Annotated in this window: 18 protein-coding genes; 6 read left to right on the forward strand and 12 right to left on the reverse strand. The window is 36.3% G+C overall.

The annotated features are described in order from the left end of the window. Positions 1-4: 4 nt before the first annotated feature. A complete protein-coding gene (locus AC3ITD_RS10490) occupies positions 5-1,276 on the reverse strand; it encodes a M16 family metallopeptidase (protein ID WP_489366288.1) in 1,272 nt (423 codons plus the stop codon). Further along, a complete protein-coding gene (locus AC3ITD_RS10495) occupies positions 1,269-2,513 on the reverse strand; it encodes a M16 family metallopeptidase (protein ID WP_489366290.1) in 1,245 nt (414 codons plus the stop codon). The genes AC3ITD_RS10490 and AC3ITD_RS10495 overlap by 8 nt, the downstream gene beginning before the upstream one ends. 175 nt (positions 2,514-2,688) lie before the next feature. On the opposite strand from AC3ITD_RS10495, the gene mqnC reads away from it, so the two are divergent. Next, entirely contained in the window at positions 2,689-3,813 is a 1,125-nt protein-coding gene (gene mqnC / locus AC3ITD_RS10500; RefSeq protein ID WP_489366292.1) for a cyclic dehypoxanthinyl futalosine synthase, read from the forward strand. A 295-nt stretch (positions 3,814-4,108) separates the two neighbouring features. Here mqnC and AC3ITD_RS10505 read toward each other — a convergent pair whose 3' ends face one another. Both AC3ITD_RS10505 and AC3ITD_RS10510 read right to left on the reverse strand, forming a co-directional pair. Then, entirely contained in the window at positions 4,109-4,969 is an 861-nt protein-coding gene (locus tag AC3ITD_RS10505) for a ferritin-like domain-containing protein (RefSeq protein ID WP_489366294.1), read from the reverse strand. Positions 4,970-4,986: 17 nt separating this feature from the next. Next, entirely contained in the window at positions 4,987-5,709 is a 723-nt protein-coding gene (locus AC3ITD_RS10510; protein ID WP_265800293.1) for a ferritin-like domain-containing protein, read from the reverse strand. A 123-nt stretch (positions 5,710-5,832) separates the two neighbouring features. Between AC3ITD_RS10510 and AC3ITD_RS10515 the strand changes: the two genes are divergently transcribed. The 5 genes from AC3ITD_RS10515 to AC3ITD_RS10535 all read left to right on the forward strand — a co-directional run bounded on the left by AC3ITD_RS10515 (position 5,833) and on the right by AC3ITD_RS10535 (position 11,904). Continuing rightward, positions 5,833-6,618: a LytR/AlgR family response regulator transcription factor gene (locus AC3ITD_RS10515; RefSeq protein ID WP_489366296.1), complete on the forward strand. Its 786-nt coding sequence runs from the start codon at positions 5,833-5,835 to the stop codon at positions 6,616-6,618. Between the two features lie 94 nt (positions 6,619-6,712). Then, a complete protein-coding gene (locus AC3ITD_RS10520) occupies positions 6,713-9,613 on the forward strand; it encodes a ligand-binding sensor domain-containing protein (protein WP_265800291.1) in 2,901 nt (966 codons plus the stop codon). Between the two features lie 252 nt (positions 9,614-9,865). Beyond that, positions 9,866-10,432 carry an SMC-Scp complex subunit ScpB gene (gene scpB / locus AC3ITD_RS10525; protein WP_265800290.1) on the forward strand — a complete coding sequence of 189 codons (567 nt, stop codon included), beginning with the start codon at positions 9,866-9,868 and terminating at the stop codon, positions 10,430-10,432. An 88-nt stretch (positions 10,433-10,520) separates the two neighbouring features. Further along, positions 10,521-10,712, forward strand: a complete 192-nt coding sequence (locus AC3ITD_RS10530) for a hypothetical protein (protein ID WP_056850291.1) — start codon at positions 10,521-10,523, stop codon at positions 10,710-10,712. A 73-nt stretch (positions 10,713-10,785) separates the two neighbouring features. Then, positions 10,786-11,904: a GNAT family N-acetyltransferase gene (locus tag AC3ITD_RS10535; RefSeq protein ID WP_265800289.1), complete on the forward strand. Its 1,119-nt coding sequence runs from the start codon at positions 10,786-10,788 to the stop codon at positions 11,902-11,904. A gap of 101 nt (positions 11,905-12,005) precedes the next feature. On the opposite strand, the gene AC3ITD_RS10540 is transcribed toward AC3ITD_RS10535, so the two are convergent. From AC3ITD_RS10540 to AC3ITD_RS10575, 8 genes are all read right to left on the reverse strand, one after another. Further along, the gene (locus tag AC3ITD_RS10540) at positions 12,006-12,326 is read right to left on the reverse strand and encodes a helix-turn-helix domain-containing protein (RefSeq protein WP_265800288.1); all 321 of its coding nucleotides are present in this window, start codon (positions 12,324-12,326) and stop codon (positions 12,006-12,008) included. A 14-nt stretch (positions 12,327-12,340) separates the two neighbouring features. Next, the gene (locus AC3ITD_RS10545; RefSeq protein ID WP_489366300.1) at positions 12,341-13,693 is read right to left on the reverse strand and encodes a UDP-N-acetylmuramate--L-alanine ligase; all 1,353 of its coding nucleotides are present in this window, start codon (positions 13,691-13,693) and stop codon (positions 12,341-12,343) included. 98 nt (positions 13,694-13,791) lie between these two features. After that, the gene (gene prmA / locus AC3ITD_RS10550; RefSeq protein WP_489366302.1) at positions 13,792-14,631 is read right to left on the reverse strand and encodes a 50S ribosomal protein L11 methyltransferase; all 840 of its coding nucleotides are present in this window, start codon (positions 14,629-14,631) and stop codon (positions 13,792-13,794) included. Next, positions 14,632-15,393 carry a triose-phosphate isomerase gene (gene tpiA, locus AC3ITD_RS10555; protein ID WP_265800285.1) on the reverse strand — a complete coding sequence of 254 codons (762 nt, stop codon included), beginning with the start codon at positions 15,391-15,393 and terminating at the stop codon, positions 14,632-14,634. It lies immediately after the preceding gene. Positions 15,394-15,444: 51 nt separating this feature from the next. After that, positions 15,445-16,617: a putative sugar nucleotidyl transferase gene (locus AC3ITD_RS10560; protein WP_489366305.1), complete on the reverse strand. Its 1,173-nt coding sequence runs from the start codon at positions 16,615-16,617 to the stop codon at positions 15,445-15,447. Positions 16,618-16,689: 72 nt separating this feature from the next. Then, entirely contained in the window at positions 16,690-16,938 is a 249-nt protein-coding gene (locus AC3ITD_RS10565; RefSeq protein WP_025142617.1) for a type B 50S ribosomal protein L31, read from the reverse strand. Between the two features lie 165 nt (positions 16,939-17,103). Beyond that, complete coding sequence (locus AC3ITD_RS10570; RefSeq protein WP_265800281.1) at positions 17,104-17,736, reverse strand: hypothetical protein; 633 nt, start codon at positions 17,734-17,736, stop codon at positions 17,104-17,106. Positions 17,737-17,823: 87 nt separating this feature from the next. Then, positions 17,824-18,489: a response regulator transcription factor gene (locus tag AC3ITD_RS10575; protein ID WP_265800279.1), complete on the reverse strand. Its 666-nt coding sequence runs from the start codon at positions 18,487-18,489 to the stop codon at positions 17,824-17,826. Positions 18,490-18,499 lie beyond the last annotated feature (10 nt).

Raw genomic sequence — 18,499 nt, forward strand, 5'->3', positions numbered from 1 at the left:
TTTATTATTTCTTCCCGATTACGACCTCGGTAAATTCGCTGGTATTCAAATATTTGTTGGCTAAATCTTTTATTTCTTCGGCAGTTATACTTTTTACTTTTGCGATGTAGCGATCATAATAATCGTAATCTAAACCAAAGAAGTAAATATTCTTAAACTTATCAGCATGAGAAAAAATATTCTCTAAACTGCCCAGCATGGAGCCCAGCATATAGTTTTTCACCAGATTGAGTTCCTCTTCGCCAATCAACTCATTTTTAAGTAAATCAATCTCTTTATAAATTTCCACCAGTGCATCTGCGCAAACCTCAGCGCCAACTTCTGTCGCAATAAAAAAGTAGCCGGCATCCTGTAATGATGATATTCCTGATCCGATGCCATAGGTATAGCCCTTATCTTCCCTAATGTTGTTCATTAAACGAGAACCGAAATATCCACCCAAAACTGTGTTTAAAATCTGCAACCCAGGGAAATCTTCATGCGTACGGTTAACTGCTATTTTACCAATCCGAATGGCCGATTGGATCGCTTCAGGTCTTTCCCGGTAAACCGATTGATTCATTGAAGTCGCAAATGTGAATTTATTCGTAATCGAATCACTTTTCTCCCAAGTGTTCCCAAATTGCTGGTTCAGCAAGTCGAAGCTCGCCTCATCAAACTTTCCAGATACCACTATGGTACAATTATTTGGCGTATATGCCACTTTAAAGTACTCAACCAGATCATCCCTTTTCAGCTCGTCGTAATGTTTTGCCTGGATATCTACACCATAAGCAGTGTCTCCAAATAAGGCATGAGCAAATTCCTTCCGTGACAAAATATCATTCTTCTGCAAGTTTACCTGCATTTTTTGCTTTTGGTTTTGAATATAAATGTCAAGTTCTTTTTGCGGAAATTGACTATCACTCAATACATCTTTAACTATTGGAAGAACCGAAGCCAAGTGCTTGTTTAAGGTATAAAGTGTTACCGTAGATTGATCCTGAGCATATTCGGTTTGGAAAAATGCGCCATAAAAATCAATTTGTTCTGCTATTTCTTTTGATGAAAGCTTGCTGGTTCCGTTATTAAGCATAGCACTTACAGCAATGGCCTGCAATGGTTTTCCCACATTCCAATTCACATTGTTAAATATAAATTCAATGCGTACTAAATCTTGTTCGCCAGAATATACGATGTAAACCGGAACATCATTCTGCAGCTTTTTCTGCTGTGGCTGGATAATATTTATGGTTGATACCTGCTTAAAATCAGGCGCCTGTTGTCTGTTAAGCATTATTTTCTGTTAAATAGTACAAGGTAGATGATGATTCTTTTTTGAAGGTATTATTCGAAATACGTTGGATATCTTCAGCAGTAACTTTTAAAAACTCGCCTGCTTCTTTATTCAATAAAGCTGCATCGCCAAGCAATTCATAGTAAGCAAGATTCATCGCTTTATCCAATAAGCTCATCTCCGAAAACACAAGAACAGATTCGACCTTATTTTTTACTTTAGTAAGTTCGTTATCAGTTACCAGTTCTGCCTTCAACTGATTGAGCTCTTTCCAAATTGCCTGTTCTGCCTGTTCAGTTGTGATGCCTTCAACCAGTTTTCCTTCCACGACAAATAAACCAGGATCAAGACTGCTTGATATATAAGCATTGATATCGCTGAATAACTTTTGCTCTTTTAATAAGCTATTGTACAATCGTGAGGATTGCCCTCGAGACATAATATCTGATAACAAATCGAAAGCATAATAATCTGGATCTAAACGACCAGGCATTTTAAAACCCATATAAATAGCATTCAAAGGCACATTTGCCTTAACGGTTTCAATTCTTTCTTCCCTTTGAGGATCTTCTTGAACTAGGTCACGCTCGTATTTTTCTCCTGCCGGGATGGGCTCAAACCATTTTTCAGCCAGTTTTTTAACACCTTCGGTTTTCACATTTCCACCTACTACTAAAATAGCATTTTGTGGCGTATAATGTTTCTTAAAAAATGCCTTAACATCTTCCATCGTAGCATTTTCGATGTGGGAAAGATCCTTTCCAATCGTTGCCCAACGGTACGAATGTTTTTTATAAGCCAGTGGACGAAGTTTTAACCAAACATCACCATAAGGCTGGTTTAAATAACGCTGTTTAAATTCTTCACTCACTACGTTACGCTGCGTATCTAAGCTCTTTTCTGAAAAAGCCAGGCTTAACATACGGTCGCTTTCCAGCCAAAAAGCTGTTTCAATATTTTCAGCTGGCAAAGTGATGTAATAATTGGTAATGTCGTTACTGGTGAAGGCATTATTTTCACCTCCTACCCTTTGTAAAGGCTCATCATAATTAGGAATATTGATAGAACCCCCGAACATCAAATGCTCAAATAAGTGCGCAAAACCAGTTTTTTCAGGACTTTCATCACGAGCCCCAACATCATATAAAATATTTAGAACTGCCATTGGAGTTGTTGGATCTTCATGAACCAAAACCTTTAATCCATTAGCAAGTGTAAAACGATTAAAATCTACCATATAATTTTTTAGAATCGTAAAGATATACTTTTAGGGTAAAATGTAAGATGGAAAATGTAAGATGGAAGACATAATGTTGAAGGGATTAACGATAGTTTATTTCGACCTTAAAATCTTTGACTAAAGACTGACGACTTTCGACTTTCGACTTAGGACTTTTAACTATCTTTGTGCTATGAATACAGCCGATTTACTGCAAAGGGCCTTGCATTTTGATTTTTTAAGCCAAGAGGAAGGTGTTTTTTTATACCATAATGCCGATACTGCATCGTTGATGTTTGTAGCAAATGAGCTAAGAAAAATTCAAGTTCCGAGTGGTAAGGTTACCTGGCAAATAGACCGCAATGTAAATACTACTAATGTGTGTATTGCTAACTGTAAATTCTGTAATTTCTTTCGCAGACCTGGTCATGAGGAGAGTTACATTACTGACATTGAAACATATAAAATTAAGATTGAAGAAACTTTCCGTTTAGGTGGCGATCAACTGCTTTTGCAAGGTGGGCACCACCCTGATTTAGGATTAGCGTTCTATGCTGATCTTTTCAGAAAGTTAAAAGAATTATACCCTGATTTAAAACTTCATGCATTGGGCCCGCCGGAGATTGCACACGTTGCAAAACTGGAGGGCATTTCACATACCGAAGTTTTGCAAACTTTAAAAGATGCTGGCCTGGACTCACTTCCAGGTGCTGGCGCTGAAATCTTAAACGACCGCGTACGCAGGCTTATTTCTAAAGGAAAATGCGGCGGTCAGGAATGGCTTGATGTGATGAGGGCTTGCCATCAGTTGGATATAACCACATCGGCAACCATGATGTTTGGCCATGTCGAAACCATTGAAGAGCGTTTTGAACATTTGGTTTGGATTCGCCAGGTACAGAGTGAAAAACCTGCTGATGCCAATGGTTTCCTGGCATTCATTCCATGGCCATTTCAGGATGATGGAACTTTATTGAAACGTTTACGCGGAATAAGCAATAACGTAACTGCCGATGAATATATCCGTATGATTGCTTTAAGCAGAATCATGTTGCCAAACGTTAAAAATATTCAGGCAAGTTGGTTAACGGTGGGTAAAGCAACAGCACAACTTTGCTTACATGCTGGCGCAAACGACTTTGGATCAATTATGATTGAAGAAAACGTAGTTTCTGCTGCTGGTGCACCGCATCGTTTTACAGCGAATGGTATTCAACAATCAATAAAAGCAGCAGGCTTCGAACCGCAATTAAGAGGACAAAAATATAATTATCGAGATTTACCAGAACACCTGGAAGAACAGGTAATCACTTACTAGGATGAATTGGCGGATGTGAGGATTAGTAAACGAGCTAATTAGTTGATTTGTATTAATCCATCTTAGAAGACTGGCTCATTAATTGAAGCCTGCTGTACTAAAAATCTGTATTCTATCAAAAACGTAAAGGCGAATGCAGAGATATGGAACTTAATCCATCTTGAGGAAGACTTTGATCTTATCATCCTTAAATCCTCAAAAATCCTGATCAAAAATAAAGGGAAACAGAACTCAGTTCTGCCTCCCTACCTTAAACTAAACATTACCTAATCAATAATGTAAATTCTATTTTGGCTTAGGTTAATTTCGAACCTGTTCTAAGGAACAAGTTTGCAATTGTTTTAACTTCAGCACCTGTTAAAAACTCATCGAACGATTCTGCTGCTGCAGCTCTTGTTACAGCGGTACCATTAATACCTGTAATTTCGATATTAGCTTGAACTGTGTTATTTTCACGAGCATAAACCGGGTCTACCTGAGGAACACCAGTATCGTTTGAAACACCGTTAGCACCTAAACCTACCCATGGTTTCAACGGAACATTTAAAAACGCTGCTGTCATTTGGCGTAAGTGAGAAGCGTGACGAGCCTCTACTGAGTGAATCTGTAGTGCAGTTGTCAACACTGGCATGCCTTTTAACACTGGCGCCTGACCTTTGTAAGCTCTTACACCTGTATCCTCAAAAGCTGTTGCTACTTTTAAAAATGTTCCATAATTTGTGAAAACATCGCCGAAAGTATTTCCAGCTGTAAAATCGAAGTTAGCTTCTGTCAAGGCGATAGGCGTTCCACCAGCACCAGTAATTGCGCTTTTTAACAAGTTTACGTGAGCTAACTCGTGAGCACGAATGGTCGTAATTGCTCCTGTTGCAGCACCTGCTGGAATTAGACCAGTACTTAACAATGCTCTGTTGTAAAAATTATATTCTAAATGCTCTAAAGCCAAAGCAAAGTTTAATACTTCTGTAACATTTGCAGGGTTTGATTGACCATAAGCTTTTTGAAACATAGAACCTAAAGCCAATGGTAAAGCTGCCAAAGAAATTTTCTTTCCAACATTGAAGAAACTCTTCATTGCTGCTCTACGTGGATTTAATCTTTCGTAGATCTCTCCATCAACTTTTTCAATTTCGTCTAATATATTTATGATATTCATGATTTCTGAGTTTAAGATTATAGGTTGATAACGTTAATTTTTGTTTTAATGAAAGGGGCAGCTAATGGCAATACTTTATCTGGAGTTAATGCTCCATCTAATCCGTTTGCATCTACAGCGCCGAATGCGGTTAATGTACCTAAATCAGCAAACGTACCGTTAGAAATCTGATCTCTTACGTATGCCGCGTGGCGAGCTTCAACAGAAACAATCTGACCAGCAATTACCAAGAAACCAGTATCTTTTAATCTTACTCCAGCACCGTTATATGCGGCTACGCCTAAATCTTCAAATGTTTTTGCTGTAGCTAAAACGCTAGCACCGCTTGTAAAATCTACTGCTGAGAAATTTACTTCTAAACTTCCAATTGCAGCTGTACTTAATGCTTTTTTAAAGAATTCTCTATGTGCAATTTCGTGAAATTGTACATCTTGAAAATATGCTTTCTGTGCTGCAGTAAAACCTGATGGATTTGAGTTAGCAACCTGGATGTAAAACGCAGCCTCTAATTGCTCTAAAGCGTAAGCATAATTCAATACACCAAAATCATCTTTAAAATCAAGGGTTACACCGGCTACAGGATCAGTGTAGTTACGGTCTTTTCTACAACCAGCAGCTACTAAGGCTAAGGCTGCTGCACTTGCACCAGCATATTGAAGGAAACCTCTCCTACCAACAGTGCTTTTTAATAAACTTTCCTCTTGAAGTTCACTTTTTGTTTCTAGTTCATTGTTTTTCATAGTGACTATGTTTAGGGTTTTTTAAATTCGTTGATGATACATACGTGACATTTCTGTCGTCGGTTTTTTGTTTTTACATTTTTTTTTATTGATCGATTTTGATACATTCACAAACCTATAATTATGACAGTACTAAAAGCCATTATTGTTGATGATGAGGAGTTTGCACGTTCTTCACTGTTTTTTTTGCTTCAGCAAAATTGTGCCGAGGTAGAAATTACCGGAATAGCCAGATCTGTAGCCGAAGCACAGGATATTTTGGCAAATCATAATATCGATCTCATTTTTCTAGATATCGCCATGCCAGGTGGCAATGGTTTCGATCTAATCCCCGCTGCACAAAAGCAAAATGCTGCTGTTATTTTTACTACCGCATACGATCAATATGCTTTGAAAGCTATTAAGGCGAATGCCCTTGATTATTTGTTGAAGCCTATAGATATCGACGAACTTAAGACTGCCGTTGATAAGGTATCGCAACACATTAAGCTTTTTAAAAATCGAAATGAGAATGATGAACGGATTAGTAATCTGGCTTCTACATTAACTTCCAGATCGGACATTAGAAAACTCACTCTCCCTTATGGCCAGGGCTTTAAAATGATAGATGTAGATGATATTATTTACATTGAGGCCGATAGCAATTATTCTATCGTTCATTTAAGCAATCAGGAAAAAATTACCGTTTCGAAGGTATTGAGAGAATTCGAAGAATTGTTACCAACCGAACAATTTGTTAGGGTACATAAATCGAACATTATCAATCTAAATCACTTAAAAGAATACAATTCGAAAAATGGTTTGCAGGTTTTTTTAAAAAATGGCGAAAGCATCAACATCTCTAGAAGAAGAGCCAGCGATTTTTTTGACAAGATAAAATCATTTACAAAAGCTGGAAGTGATCATTAAATCAACTAAAATAGCATCTAATATAGTCTCAAAGGCTTTACTTCTTATCTGTAGGAAAGGTTTTTCAATTGCTTTTTTACTTCTGATTTTCTTATTGATTAACGGATCAAATGCTGTGGCACAAATGACCTATCTGCCACATTATACCTCTAAAAATGGTTTAGCAAGCAACAATTGTTATTATATTTTGCAAGATCAGAAGGGCTTTATCTGGATTGCAACCGATAATGGAATCAGCCGTTTCGATGGCACAAACTTTCAAAATTTTACCATTGAAGATGGCTTGCCCGACACGCAAATCCTTCAAATGAAAGAAGATAAATTTGGAAGAATTTGGTTTTTTGCATTAAATGGGCAATTAAGTTATCTACAAGACGGCAAATTTTATAATCAGGATAACAGTCAATTATTAAAGCGACTTAGCCTAAACACTGTTATTGTTTCTTTTTTGATGGATAAGCAAGGAAGAATTTGGCTAGGTACAAACTCAAATTTAATTGTTTGTTGGGATGGTAAAAGAATTAGAAAATACGTTTCTCCAAATCCGAAAGATAAATTCATCAACGCGTTTATTCACGAAGACGAAAATGGCGACATCTATTCGTATAGCGATTTAAGTGTTCAGAAATTTAATGGCGCTACTTTTTCGATCTTAAAATCTAATGTTCAGCCGCTTTCTTACATGACAGCGATAAACACTAAATCGAAGTCGTTAATTTATCTGGATAAAAGTGGACTAAAAGAATTGAGCAAAGGGAATATCAATAGCATAATTTCCATTCCCCAAAACCTGATAAAAAATATGTCGGGTTATTTCTATTATGATAGCGCAGCTAAAGAGGTTTGGATTGCCAATGCGAATGGTTCCTTTGCATTGGATAAAAATGGAAAAACAGTTCAATACCTTCAGGATATTCCCGTAAACCAGGTAATAAAAGATAGCAATAAGAATATGTGGTTTGCCACCAATGTTGGAATTTATATGTTACCAAATGCTAGCAATCGTTTATCCATTATTGATGCAGAATCTGGCTTGAGCAGTAATGTAATTAAAAGCATTACCAAAGATGGTAAAAACAGACTTTGGCTAGGTACGGATGATGCTGTTATTGATGTTTTGACTATCAATAACTATCAGGTAAATGAAATTGGGTTAGATGATTTTAAGAAATACAAAACCATAAAGCAACTAAACTTCGACCCAAAAAATCAATCGATATATTTTTCTTCAGATTATGGAATGGGTGTTTTCAAAAATATCTACAGCACCACAAATGAAGTAAACTATTTAAAGGAAGCTAATAATTCCATGTTTGTAATTAAACATTTTAGCGTTGATGAAAAAAGCAATCGTTTAGCCCTGGCACTTTCTTCAGGAGTTGTTTTTTTATCTGATAGAATAAACAACTTTGAGTTCAATTCCTTAAAATATCGGGAGAAGGAAGATTTCTTTAAAGATCGCTCTTACCATGTGTTTTACGATCGAACAGGTAATTTGTGGTTTTCAAATATCAATGGCTTATCTCAGTTTGTAAACGGAAAACTAGTCAAGCATTTTGAAAAACATCCACTACTCACTAAAAGAATTAATGATATTCGACAATTGGCTGATGGCACATTGATTTTGGCTACAGATGGATATGGATTGCTGTTTTACAAAAATGACCAAATTGTAAAACAGATCACTCAAAAAGATGGCTTAACCAATGATATCTGTACTAAAATATTCGTAAAAAATAACGAGATCTGGGTGCTCACCAACAAGGGCGTTAATAAAATTGCCAATTATCCGGAAAAGCTTAGCGTTGCCAATTTCGATTATGGGAAAGATTTATTGAGTGATGATATCAACAGTTTATTTATTGATGACAGCACAGCTTATTTCGCTACCAACAAAGGGCTGATTCTTTTCAAGTACAACAATAAAAACATCAGCAGAAATTTACCGAAGGTTTATGTAACCTCGATCATTAAAGACAAGGATAGATTGCCTGTAAATCAAAAAAACTTCACCTTCGAAACAGGAAATAATACCATTTTATTCACCTTTAGTGCGGTAGACTTTACCACAAGCGACATTACTTATCGTTATCGGTTGAGTGAAAATTCTGCCTGGGTAGAAACCAGAACTCGCCGTTTAGATTTTTCATCGCTTCAGTCCGGAGAATATAATTTCGAAGTTTCGGCCAAAAGCCAAAACGGAAACTGGGGACCATCCGCAAAAATTTCATTTACCATTACCAAGCATTTTTGGCAAAGCTTATGGTTTTTATCCATCTTGATCCTTCTGGTGGCCTACATTTTTTATAAAGTTGCGGTTTACATCACCAGAAAACAAAAGGATAAGGAACAAGAGCAGCTTTTGCTAAAAAACAAGGTGTTAATGTTAGAGCAGCAGGCTTTACAGGCAATGATGAATCCACATTTTGTATTCAATGTGATGAATTCTATACAGCATTACATTAATACGCAGAACACAGCATCAGCTAATCGGGTATTAACCGGGTTTGCTCGGTTAATACGAAAAAACCTGGAAATTTGTACCAAAAGCTATATCAGTTTGGAAGAAGAACTTGAATATTTGAATTTGTATTTAAAGCTCGAGAAAAATAGATTTGGAGATAAGTTAAAATACTCCTTTTTAATTGATGATCAAATAGATAAGGAAGAAACTTTAATCCCATCGATGTTGTTACAGCCTTACGTAGAAAATGCAATTTGGCATGGCATTATGCCGAAAGAAACGGGTGGCGAAATACAAATCAATATTAAAATTGATGTTCCAGAGTATTTAAACATCGAGATAATTGACGATGGTGTTGGTATTGACAATTCTTTGAAGGAGAAAAAGGAAACGCACATTAGCAAAGGCATGCAGCTAACTAAAGAAAGATTGCATTTGTTAGGACAGATTGCAGCAAAACCTATACACCTCAGTGTTAAACAAAAGGCCATAAATGGTACAATCGTTTCTATATCTATCCCTTTAAAATAGATTTTTTACCGTTTACTCAATTATTAATACCACTCACTAAATAGAACTTACACCGAATCTCGTTTAGCCTTAAACTTGTGTTAGAAATAAACGATAGTGTTTATCAAAACGTTCTTATAGAATTGATATAGATATTTAATAACCTAACCTAAAACTATATCTTAATTCAGGTTTCATTTGTGTGTTGAAAGCGGTCTTGTTTTTTAAAAAGCGAGACCGCTTTTTTAATGTCCAAAAATTATATTTTTGTATATGTCCCAAACCAATATTACCAGGCACATAGAAGCGCTCATATTCTCTTCTGTTCAAAGCATTAGCGTTCAAGAGATCATCTTAGCTTTAAATGCGGTTTTCGAAGCAGAGTTTATTGAAACACAAATTTTTGAAAGCTTAGATCTTATTCAAGAAAAGTATAAACATCATGATTTCGCAATCGAATTGGTAAACCTGAATAAAGGATATCAGTTTCTAACAAAAAAGGATTACCATGAAACGGTAAATCAACTTCAATTGCATCGCTCAAAGAAAAAGCTGAGTCAGGCTGCTATGGAAACCTTAGCCATTATCGCATACCGCCAGCCGATTACAAAATTAGAAATTGAACAAATTAGAGGTGTAAATTCTGATTATTCTGTTCAGCGATTGCTGGAAAAAGAACTTATAAGTATTGATGGTAAAGCTGAAACTCCCGGTAGGCCAATTCTTTATAGCACTAGTAATATTTTCATGGACTATTTTGGTTTAAACAATTTAACCCAGCTTCCACAGCTAAAAGATATTACGAAGGAGGAAAATAAGGTAGGTGAAAATGCGGAATAGAAGAAATTAATTTATTTGTTTTCAGGTTGTTATTAGAAAAAGTTTTTTTGTATTTTTAAAGTAGAAAAGCAATTTTTATTTTTGTGATATGAAAGCGCCAAAGAAACTCCCTACTAAGCCGACTACCAAAAAACAGGTAGATGAAGACGATGATCTTGAAGATGACGATATTCAAACCACGAAAAAAAAGCCTCAAGATGAAGATGAAGACGATTTTGATTTGCCATTAGATGACCTTGACAATTTCGACAACTTCGATGATGACGATGACGATTACTAATCATTAAAAAACTATATATTTGAAAAAGCATCCTGCCATTAGGCTGGGTGCTTTTTAATTTTAAAATCTGCCCATGCAAATTATATCAGTAAGCAATTCATCACTAAAAAAAGACTTCTTAACGGTTCCAAAAATCCTCTATAAAAACGACAAAAATTTCATTTGTCCTTTAGATAGTGAAGTTGAAAATGTTTTCAACCCAGAGAAGAATAGCTTTTTCAGTCATGGAAAATGTACACGTTGGATTTTAAAAGATGATGCTGGAGATTTAATCGGTCGGGTTGCTGCTTTTATTAACGAAAAAAAAGCATTTAATTACGATCAACCAACTGGCGGAATGGGCTTTTTTGAATGCATTGAAGATGAAAAAGCTGCCTTTTTACTCTTTGATACCGCAAAGGAATGGCTTATCGAAAATGGAATGAAAGCAATGGATGGCCCCATCAACTTTGGCGAAAACGATTCATTTTGGGGTTTGTTAGTTGAAGGTTTCACTCCTCCTTCATTTGGAATGAATTACAATTTTCCATATTACCAGAAATTTTTTGATGCTTACGGATTCGTAACCGAATATGAACAGTTAACCAACCATATTAACTTAACCATTCCTTTTCCAGAGCGATTTACCAAGATAGCCAATTGGGTAAGGAACAAGCCTGGCTACACTTTCGAATATTTTAGCAAAGCAAACGCCGAAAAGTACATTGCGGATTTGATGGAAATTTACAATGATGGCTGGCAGGATTTTGAAAACTTCGTTCCGATAAAAAAGGAAACTCTCGAAGAAAGCTTCAAAAGTATGGAACCCATTATGGATGAGCACTTGATTCAATTTGCTTATTTTAATGGTGAGCCCGCGTCATTTGTGGTTTTAATTCCTGATGCCAACCAGATGATTAAAGGTTTTAATGGAAAGCTTGGTTTATTAGAGAAGCTTAAATTTGCTTATCGCCGATGGGTGGGTGTTACACGCATGAGAGCAATCGTGATGGGTACAAAACCAAAATTCCAGAAACATGGCTTAGAATCAGTTCTCTTTATCAGGTTAGGTGAATATGTGTTGCCAAAAAATCAATACAAAGAACTGGAATTGAGTTGGGTTGGCGATTTTAACGAGCAAATGATTGCTATACATAAAGCTACTGGCGCTACGTTTGGTAAGAAGCATTTAACGATGCGGAAAGTGTTTTAAGCAGCTTAAGCATCAGTGAGCAAAGAACAAGGAATAAAGATTAAGTAGCCTAGATTAATTGGCCTTACTATTCTTTGCTCGTTCATCTTTATTCCTCTTATCTACATTCCCAATTTATCATAAAGATCAATAACCTTCTTTCGAAGTTTATTGATTTCTTCATCTTTTTCCAGAAGTTGTTCTTTCAGGTCAACTAAATCTTCTGATGAATTTGATGACTCCTCTTCTCCGGTTAGTAATTTAATTATTGATACCTCAAATACTTTAGAAATTTGCAATAAGCGTGAGATATTCAAATCTGTTTGCCCGGTTTCTATTTTACAAAACGCGGGAGTAGAAATATTAAGCATTTTAGCAGCTTCCGCTTGATTTAGTCCAAGCGCAACCCTACTCTGCTTAATACGATCTCCTAAAAACTTCATGTACAGATTAACTATTATTTTGGTAAAGCCGCAGCTAATTCAGGCAAATCAAAGCCTGCATAGTTTCCAGAGCTCATCATTAAAAGATTTGCATTCTTATAGTTCAAGCTTAACAAATAGGCTTTCAGTTGAGCTGCATCGTTAAAGAATTTTAGCATCGGGTTGGCAAAAGCCTGTTGAACATCTTCTTCTGAAAATGGCTCCATTCTTTTCTGCTCAAAACTTTTAAGATCAATAAAGACGATTGCTTCATCAGCTTTGTCCATTGCGCCAGCATATTCCTTTAAAAAATCCTTATTCAAGCTACTAAAGGTGTGTAATTCGATACAAGCAACCAACCTGCGATCTGTGAACTGTGCTTTAACAGCCTCAATAGTAGCTTTTAGTTTCGATGGAGAATGGGCAAAGTCCTTGTAAACATTGGTAGAGTCATCAGCTGAAATTACTTCTAAACGCTTTGCAGCGCCGGTAAATGAGGCTATTGCAGTATCAAAATCGTTTTGATTTATATCTAACTGCTCACAAACTAATTTAGCTGCATTTAAATTCATCAAGTTATGGTCGCCAAATATTTTTAAAGCAGTTTTCTTTGGCAATAAATAGGTTATTCCATTTCTAATGTCGTGTTCAGGAATGGCATAACCTATCTTGTGAATCTTTGCTTTTGATTTTAAAGCAATTTCATTTAAATCTTGGTCTGCTTCACAATATATCAATGTTCCGTTTTCCTCAATGGTATCGATAAACTTATCGAACTGCAAAGTATAATCTGCATAAGTAGGAAAAACATTGATATGATCCCAGGCGATGCCACTGATCACTGCTACATTTGCTTTGTAAAGATGAAATTTTGGCCGTCTATCAATCGGTGACGATAAATACTCATCGCCTTCGATAATCATAACCGGTGCAGCATCTGTGATTCTTACCATGGTTTCGAAACCAGCGAGTTGTGCCCCAACCAAATAGTCAAAATCACGATTGTAATGATTGAGCACATGTAAAATCATACTTGTGATGGTAGTTTTACCATGACTGCCGCCAATTACTACACGCAGTTTATTCTTACTTTGCTCATAAACGTATTCTGGATAGGAATAAATTTTAATACCCAGTTCTTGCGCTTTAATTAGCTCAGGATTGTCAATACGAGCATGCATGCCCAAAATAACAGCTTCAAGATCAGTTGATATGCGATTTTCATCCCATCCCATTTCTGCCGGCAATAAACCATACTTTTCCAAACGAGATTTTGCTGGTTCAAATATCACATCATCAGAACCGGAAATTTGATAACCCTTTTTATGAAGTGCAATGGCCAGGTTGTGCATCGCACTTCCGCCAATTGCAATAAAATGTATACGCATATAAATTAATTATTTGAATGAGAGAATTAGAGAATGATTAAATGGTAAAGCGATGTAAATGAAAACATTCTATCATTCTCTCATTTAAAATTCAATCATTATTTTTTCTCAAACTGGGCAGCAACCCAATCACCATTTTGTTTGTGATCGAGGTATTGAATACCATATTTAGCACACTCAGCAGTGATCATTCCTAAATCGGGATCTAAATAAAAACCACTGAAAAAGATTTTTCCACCTGATTGAAGCACCTCTGCATAACGATGAATTTGATCAAGCAGAATATTCCTGTTGATGTTCGCAAAAATAACATCATATTCTTCGTTTGGAATAACTTCTTTACTGCCACAAAGCGCTTTCAGATTAGAGATGTTATTTAACGTCGCATTTTCGATGGTACTTTCGTAACATACATTATCATAATCTATCGCTACCAAATCCTTTGCACCAAGTTTAGCGGCAAGAATTGCGAGGATTGCGGTGCCACACCCCATATCCAAAACAGTTTTATCTTTTAAATCTGCAGCTAGAATATACTGCATCATCATTGATGTAGTTTGATGGTGACCTGTTCCGAAAGACATTTTCGGATCGATCACAATCTCATAAGGATAAGATGGTTGCGGCTCATGAAAAGTTGCTCTCACGTAACATACATCATCAATAATCAACGGATTGAAATTCTTTTCCCACTCGGCATTCCAGTTTTCATCGGCAACATCTTCTAAGGTATAATTTGTTACAAAATCATCGGTATAATGAGCAAGCAGTTCTTTCAATGCCTGCTCACTGTAATTATCTTTCATTACAAAAGCAGTGAACCCATTCTCACTATCCTCAAATGTATCAAAACCTAAATCAGCAAGATCACTGATGAGTAGATCCTGCTGATAGTCTTCGATACTTTCGAATTTAAATATTGCTTTTAAGTATTGCATTTAGCTATTTAATGCTTTAATAATATCTGTGAAATCCCGAGATTTTAACGATGCACCACCAATTAAACCACCATCAATATCTTTTTGAGCAAATAAACTTGCCGCATTTCCTGGATTACAACTTCCGCCATAAAGAATTGTGGTATCATCTGCGATCTTGAAACCATAGTTAGCCTCTATTTCCGAACGGATGAATGCGTGAATATCTTGTGCTTGTTCTGGCGAAGCGGTTAAACCTGTACCAATCGCCCAAACTGGTTCGTAAGCGATTACGATTTTAGAAAAATCAAGATCACTTAAACTGAAAACACCTTCAACCAATTGCTTCTTCAATACTTCATAATAGCTTCCGTTTTCACGTTCATCTAAAGTTTCGCCGATGCAGAAAATTGGTGTTAACCCGTGAGTCAAAGCAGTTTTGGTTTTTGCAGCCAAAAGCTCATCACTTTCAGCCTGATATTGTCTGCGCTCAGAGTGACCTAAAATTACGTACTCCACGCCAACAGATTTGATCATCTTTGCGGAAATTTCGCCTGTGTAAGCACCGCTTTCTTTGTCGTGAATATTTTGAGCTCCTATTTTAACATCATTTCCACCCAACTTGGCCAAACTATTTAAATGAATAAAAGGAGCACAAACAACAGCTAATTGATTCCCTTTACGTTCATCCTTAACCATATTTACAATCTCACTGAATAACGAAATACCTTCGTTATAATCTAAATTCATTTTCCAGTTACCGGCTACTATTTGTTTTCTCATTGTGTTTTATTTTGTTAATTTGATGATTTCCATTGAAATCGTGGTTAAATATTAAAAGTATCTGTGAGGAGCTGTTAATTCAAAAACCTTTGTTAGAATATCTTTTTCTGTATTGTCGAAAATTACATTTTTTCTTGCGAATACTTTCTCCGTCGTTTCGAACATTTTATCTAGTTTGTAATCCAAAAAGCCATCTGCACCACCCCAGCTAAAATCCGGGATATGATTTGGAGGCAAGCCACCCCCAAAAATATTTGCGCTCACGCCTACAATACTGCCCGTATTAAACATCGTGTTAATGCCCGATTTAGCATGATCGGCCATAATTAAGCCACAGAACTGCAAATTGGTATTACGCATTTTTTTAGTTTCGTAATCGTAAAGCTTTACTTCGGCATAATTGTTCTTCAAATTCGAGTTATTGGTATCGGCACCAATGTTAACCCATTCACCAAGTACCGAGTTGCCCAAATATCCCTCATGTCCTTTGGCGGAATTTCCCCAAATTACCGAATTATTAATTTCGCCACCTGCACGGCTATTTGGTCCGATGGTCGTACCTGAATAAATCTTCGCACCCATTTTAATTGATGAATTTTCGCAAAGCGCAAAAGATCCCCGTATTAAACTTCCTTCCCAAATCTCAGCATTTTTCCCAACATAAATTGGTCCGTAGCCAGTATTTAAAACGCTGCATTCGGCTTTAGCACCTTCTTCAAAAAAGATTTCATCGCCCAACAATTGATTCGTGCTACTGATTTTTGCAGAAGTACGCCCTTTGGTTAACAACTCGAAATCTTTCCTAATTTCTGCTGGATTATTTGCGAAAATGTTTTCTGGGTAGGTTATTCTAATAAACTCAAACTCGTAATTTATGGGCTTTAATTGCTGTTCTGCTTGCTTATAAGTCAGTTCTTCATTGCAGTTGAAAGCAATAATAACATCTTTAGCTACAAGAAATTCCCCTTCTTTAAGTCCTGAAATTGCATCGAGCAAACTTTGATCAGGACAAATTGAACCGTTTATAAAAAGACTAGCGTTTTTCTTGACTGCATATTTTATAGAAAGATATTCTTGAGTTTGGAAACCGAAGTCGGCATTTAAGTATTTCGCCCATTTTTCTGCGATGGTTAAAATACCAATTCGCAAATCAGCAACGGGCCTTGTAAACGTAAGCGGACGGAGAGACGCCCAGCAAGCATCATCAAATAAATTGATTGTCATAAGCAACAAAAATAAAAAAAGTCCCGATGCTTTTGGCAAAGGGACTTCAAAAAATGCTTTTTACAGCTAAAATTATTTCTTAGCGTAACGGTTTTTGAATTTATCGATACGTCCTGCAGTATCAACCAATTTCATTTTACCAGTATAAAAAGGGTGTGAAGTATGAGAGATCTCTAATTTATAAAGAGGATACTCATTACCATCTTCCCATTTAATAGTTTCTTTAGTATCTACACAAGATTTTGTTAAGAAAGCATATTCGTTAGACATATCTTTGAAAACAACTGGTCTGTAGCTTGTAGGGTGCAAATCTTTTTTCATTTGAATATTATTTTAAGTTATTTGTGTGAAAGCATCAAGAACATTCTTGCAATTTGCTGGCAACAACGCTTATGATAATTTCTATTAGTCTTTTCTAACCTCTATTTTAGAGGATGCAAATATCCTAATTTTATTTTTGATTTACAAGAGACTTTTAGAAATATTTTAAAACACCGAAATAGTTGGCGAAACTTGATCTGTATCAAAAACTACCCTCGCCTCACCTTGTTTAATAAACGATGTTCCCCCTTTTGAGTTATCAATATTAATTAAGCCATAGCGAATATTTCTGAGTTGTGTTCCATCTTTCTCACCAGAGATAATTATTCCAAATATAGCAGAATCGCTACCACGAACAGATTTAACCTTTCCGTAAACTGTAAAATTGTTTCCATTGCCACTTATTGCCGTAACCAAGCTTGTATCTGCACTATTTAATAAAGATTTGCCAATTAGCTTGATGTTATTCTCGCTGTCTTGTGCGAAAAATTTAATTGAGCCATCAACAAACGACATATTGGCGACATCTTGAGTACGGTTACTTTTCAATAACCGAAGAGGCTTAAACGCATAAGCTCCTTCAAGCATCGGTGGTGTCGTTTCCTGATTAAGTGAAATACCCAGTTTGGTGAGGGTATCCTGGTACTGCACTGGAATAATGTCTGCAATTTTACGCTTCATTTCTTCCTTGTTGATGGTTTCAACTGCATCATCACGCTCTTTCTTTTTACAGGCCACAACGGCTGTGATAAGAAAAATAATTAATAACCACTTTAGGCTTTTCGTAATTGTTTTCATGTTTTCTTAATTTATGTTTAATTCTGATTTGTTAATCAAAATTGAAGCATAAATCAGCGCCTGGAAATACCCCAATGAGTGATTTTACTAAAACAATCCCTGTTGTTTAGCCTTTAAAATCGCTTCGGATCTGGAAGCAACATGAAGTTTTTTATAGATGTGTTTAACATGGGTCCGAACTGTTTCATAACTGATAAAAGCTTTATCAGCGATGCTACGATAGTGATTTCCTTCCGTCATCAATAAGAGAATTTCCTTTTCACGGGCACTCAAATCAAAGTCAGTTTCTTGTGGCTGCACCAGAATGACGTTCTTACGCACAAAAAACTGCATCACCTTTTGGGCAATTGCTGATGACATGGAAGCGCCACCATTGTAGACCTCTTCAATAGCCTGAAGCTGCTTTGAAGGCGAATCGGTTTTTAAAATGTAGCCTGAAGCCCCAGCGCAAAGTGCATTAAATATTTTGTCATTATCATTAAAAACTGTTTGAATCAGCACTTTCACTTCTGGAAATTGTGCTGTGATTATTTTTGTGGCTTCAATGCCTGTCTTTCCAGGCATTTCAATATCCATTAATATCACATCTGGCCTACTAAAGCGTATATCTGCTTCAATTTGGTTTGCGTTAGGGAACGTGCCCGTGCAAATAAAGCCTGGAGTCCCGTCTATAATGGTCTGCAATGCCTCACGAATGAGTTTATTATCTTCGAATATCGCTATCTTGATTTCCACAACTTCAGTTTCAGGCATAAATATGAGC

The sequence above is a fragment of the Pedobacter sp. KH_004 genome (assembly GCF_057840755.1).

What these genes read in the sequence shown, in the direction of transcription:
- AC3ITD_RS10510 (WP_265800293.1), bottom strand. Translation starts at nt 5,709, where the DNA reads ATGAAAAACAATGAACTAGAAACAAAAAGTGAACTTCAAGAGGAAAGT.
- AC3ITD_RS10540 (WP_265800288.1), bottom strand. Translation starts at nt 12,326, where the DNA reads ATGAAGTTTTTAGGAGATCGTATTAAGCAGAGTAGGGTTGCGCTTGGA.
- AC3ITD_RS10560 (WP_489366305.1), bottom strand. Translation starts at nt 16,617, where the DNA reads ATGACAATCAATTTATTTGATGATGCTTGCTGGGCGTCTCTCCGTCCG.
- scpB (WP_265800290.1), top strand. Translation starts at nt 9,866, where the DNA reads ATGTCCCAAACCAATATTACCAGGCACATAGAAGCGCTCATATTCTCT.
- AC3ITD_RS10570 (WP_265800281.1), bottom strand. Translation starts at nt 17,736, where the DNA reads ATGAAAACAATTACGAAAAGCCTAAAGTGGTTATTAATTATTTTTCTT.
- prmA (WP_489366302.1), bottom strand. Translation starts at nt 14,631, where the DNA reads ATGCAATACTTAAAAGCAATATTTAAATTCGAAAGTATCGAAGACTAT.
- AC3ITD_RS10545 (WP_489366300.1), bottom strand. Translation starts at nt 13,693, where the DNA reads ATGCGTATACATTTTATTGCAATTGGCGGAAGTGCGATGCACAACCTG.
- AC3ITD_RS10505 (WP_489366294.1), bottom strand. Translation starts at nt 4,969, where the DNA reads ATGAATATCATAAATATATTAGACGAAATTGAAAAAGTTGATGGAGAG.
- AC3ITD_RS10495 (WP_489366290.1), bottom strand. Translation starts at nt 2,513, where the DNA reads ATGGTAGATTTTAATCGTTTTACACTTGCTAATGGATTAAAGGTTTTG.
- AC3ITD_RS10575 (WP_265800279.1), bottom strand. Translation starts at nt 18,489, where the DNA reads ATGCCTGAAACTGAAGTTGTGGAAATCAAGATAGCGATATTCGAAGAT.
- AC3ITD_RS10535 (WP_265800289.1), top strand. Translation starts at nt 10,786, where the DNA reads ATGCAAATTATATCAGTAAGCAATTCATCACTAAAAAAAGACTTCTTA.
- AC3ITD_RS10515 (WP_489366296.1), top strand. Translation starts at nt 5,833, where the DNA reads ATGACAGTACTAAAAGCCATTATTGTTGATGATGAGGAGTTTGCACGT.
- tpiA (WP_265800285.1), bottom strand. Translation starts at nt 15,393, where the DNA reads ATGAGAAAACAAATAGTAGCCGGTAACTGGAAAATGAATTTAGATTAT.
- AC3ITD_RS10530 (WP_056850291.1), top strand. Translation starts at nt 10,521, where the DNA reads ATGAAAGCGCCAAAGAAACTCCCTACTAAGCCGACTACCAAAAAACAG.
- AC3ITD_RS10565 (WP_025142617.1), bottom strand. Translation starts at nt 16,938, where the DNA reads ATGAAAAAAGATTTGCACCCTACAAGCTACAGACCAGTTGTTTTCAAA.
- AC3ITD_RS10490 (WP_489366288.1), bottom strand. Translation starts at nt 1,276, where the DNA reads ATGCTTAACAGACAACAGGCGCCTGATTTTAAGCAGGTATCAACCATA.
- mqnC (WP_489366292.1), top strand. Translation starts at nt 2,689, where the DNA reads ATGAATACAGCCGATTTACTGCAAAGGGCCTTGCATTTTGATTTTTTA.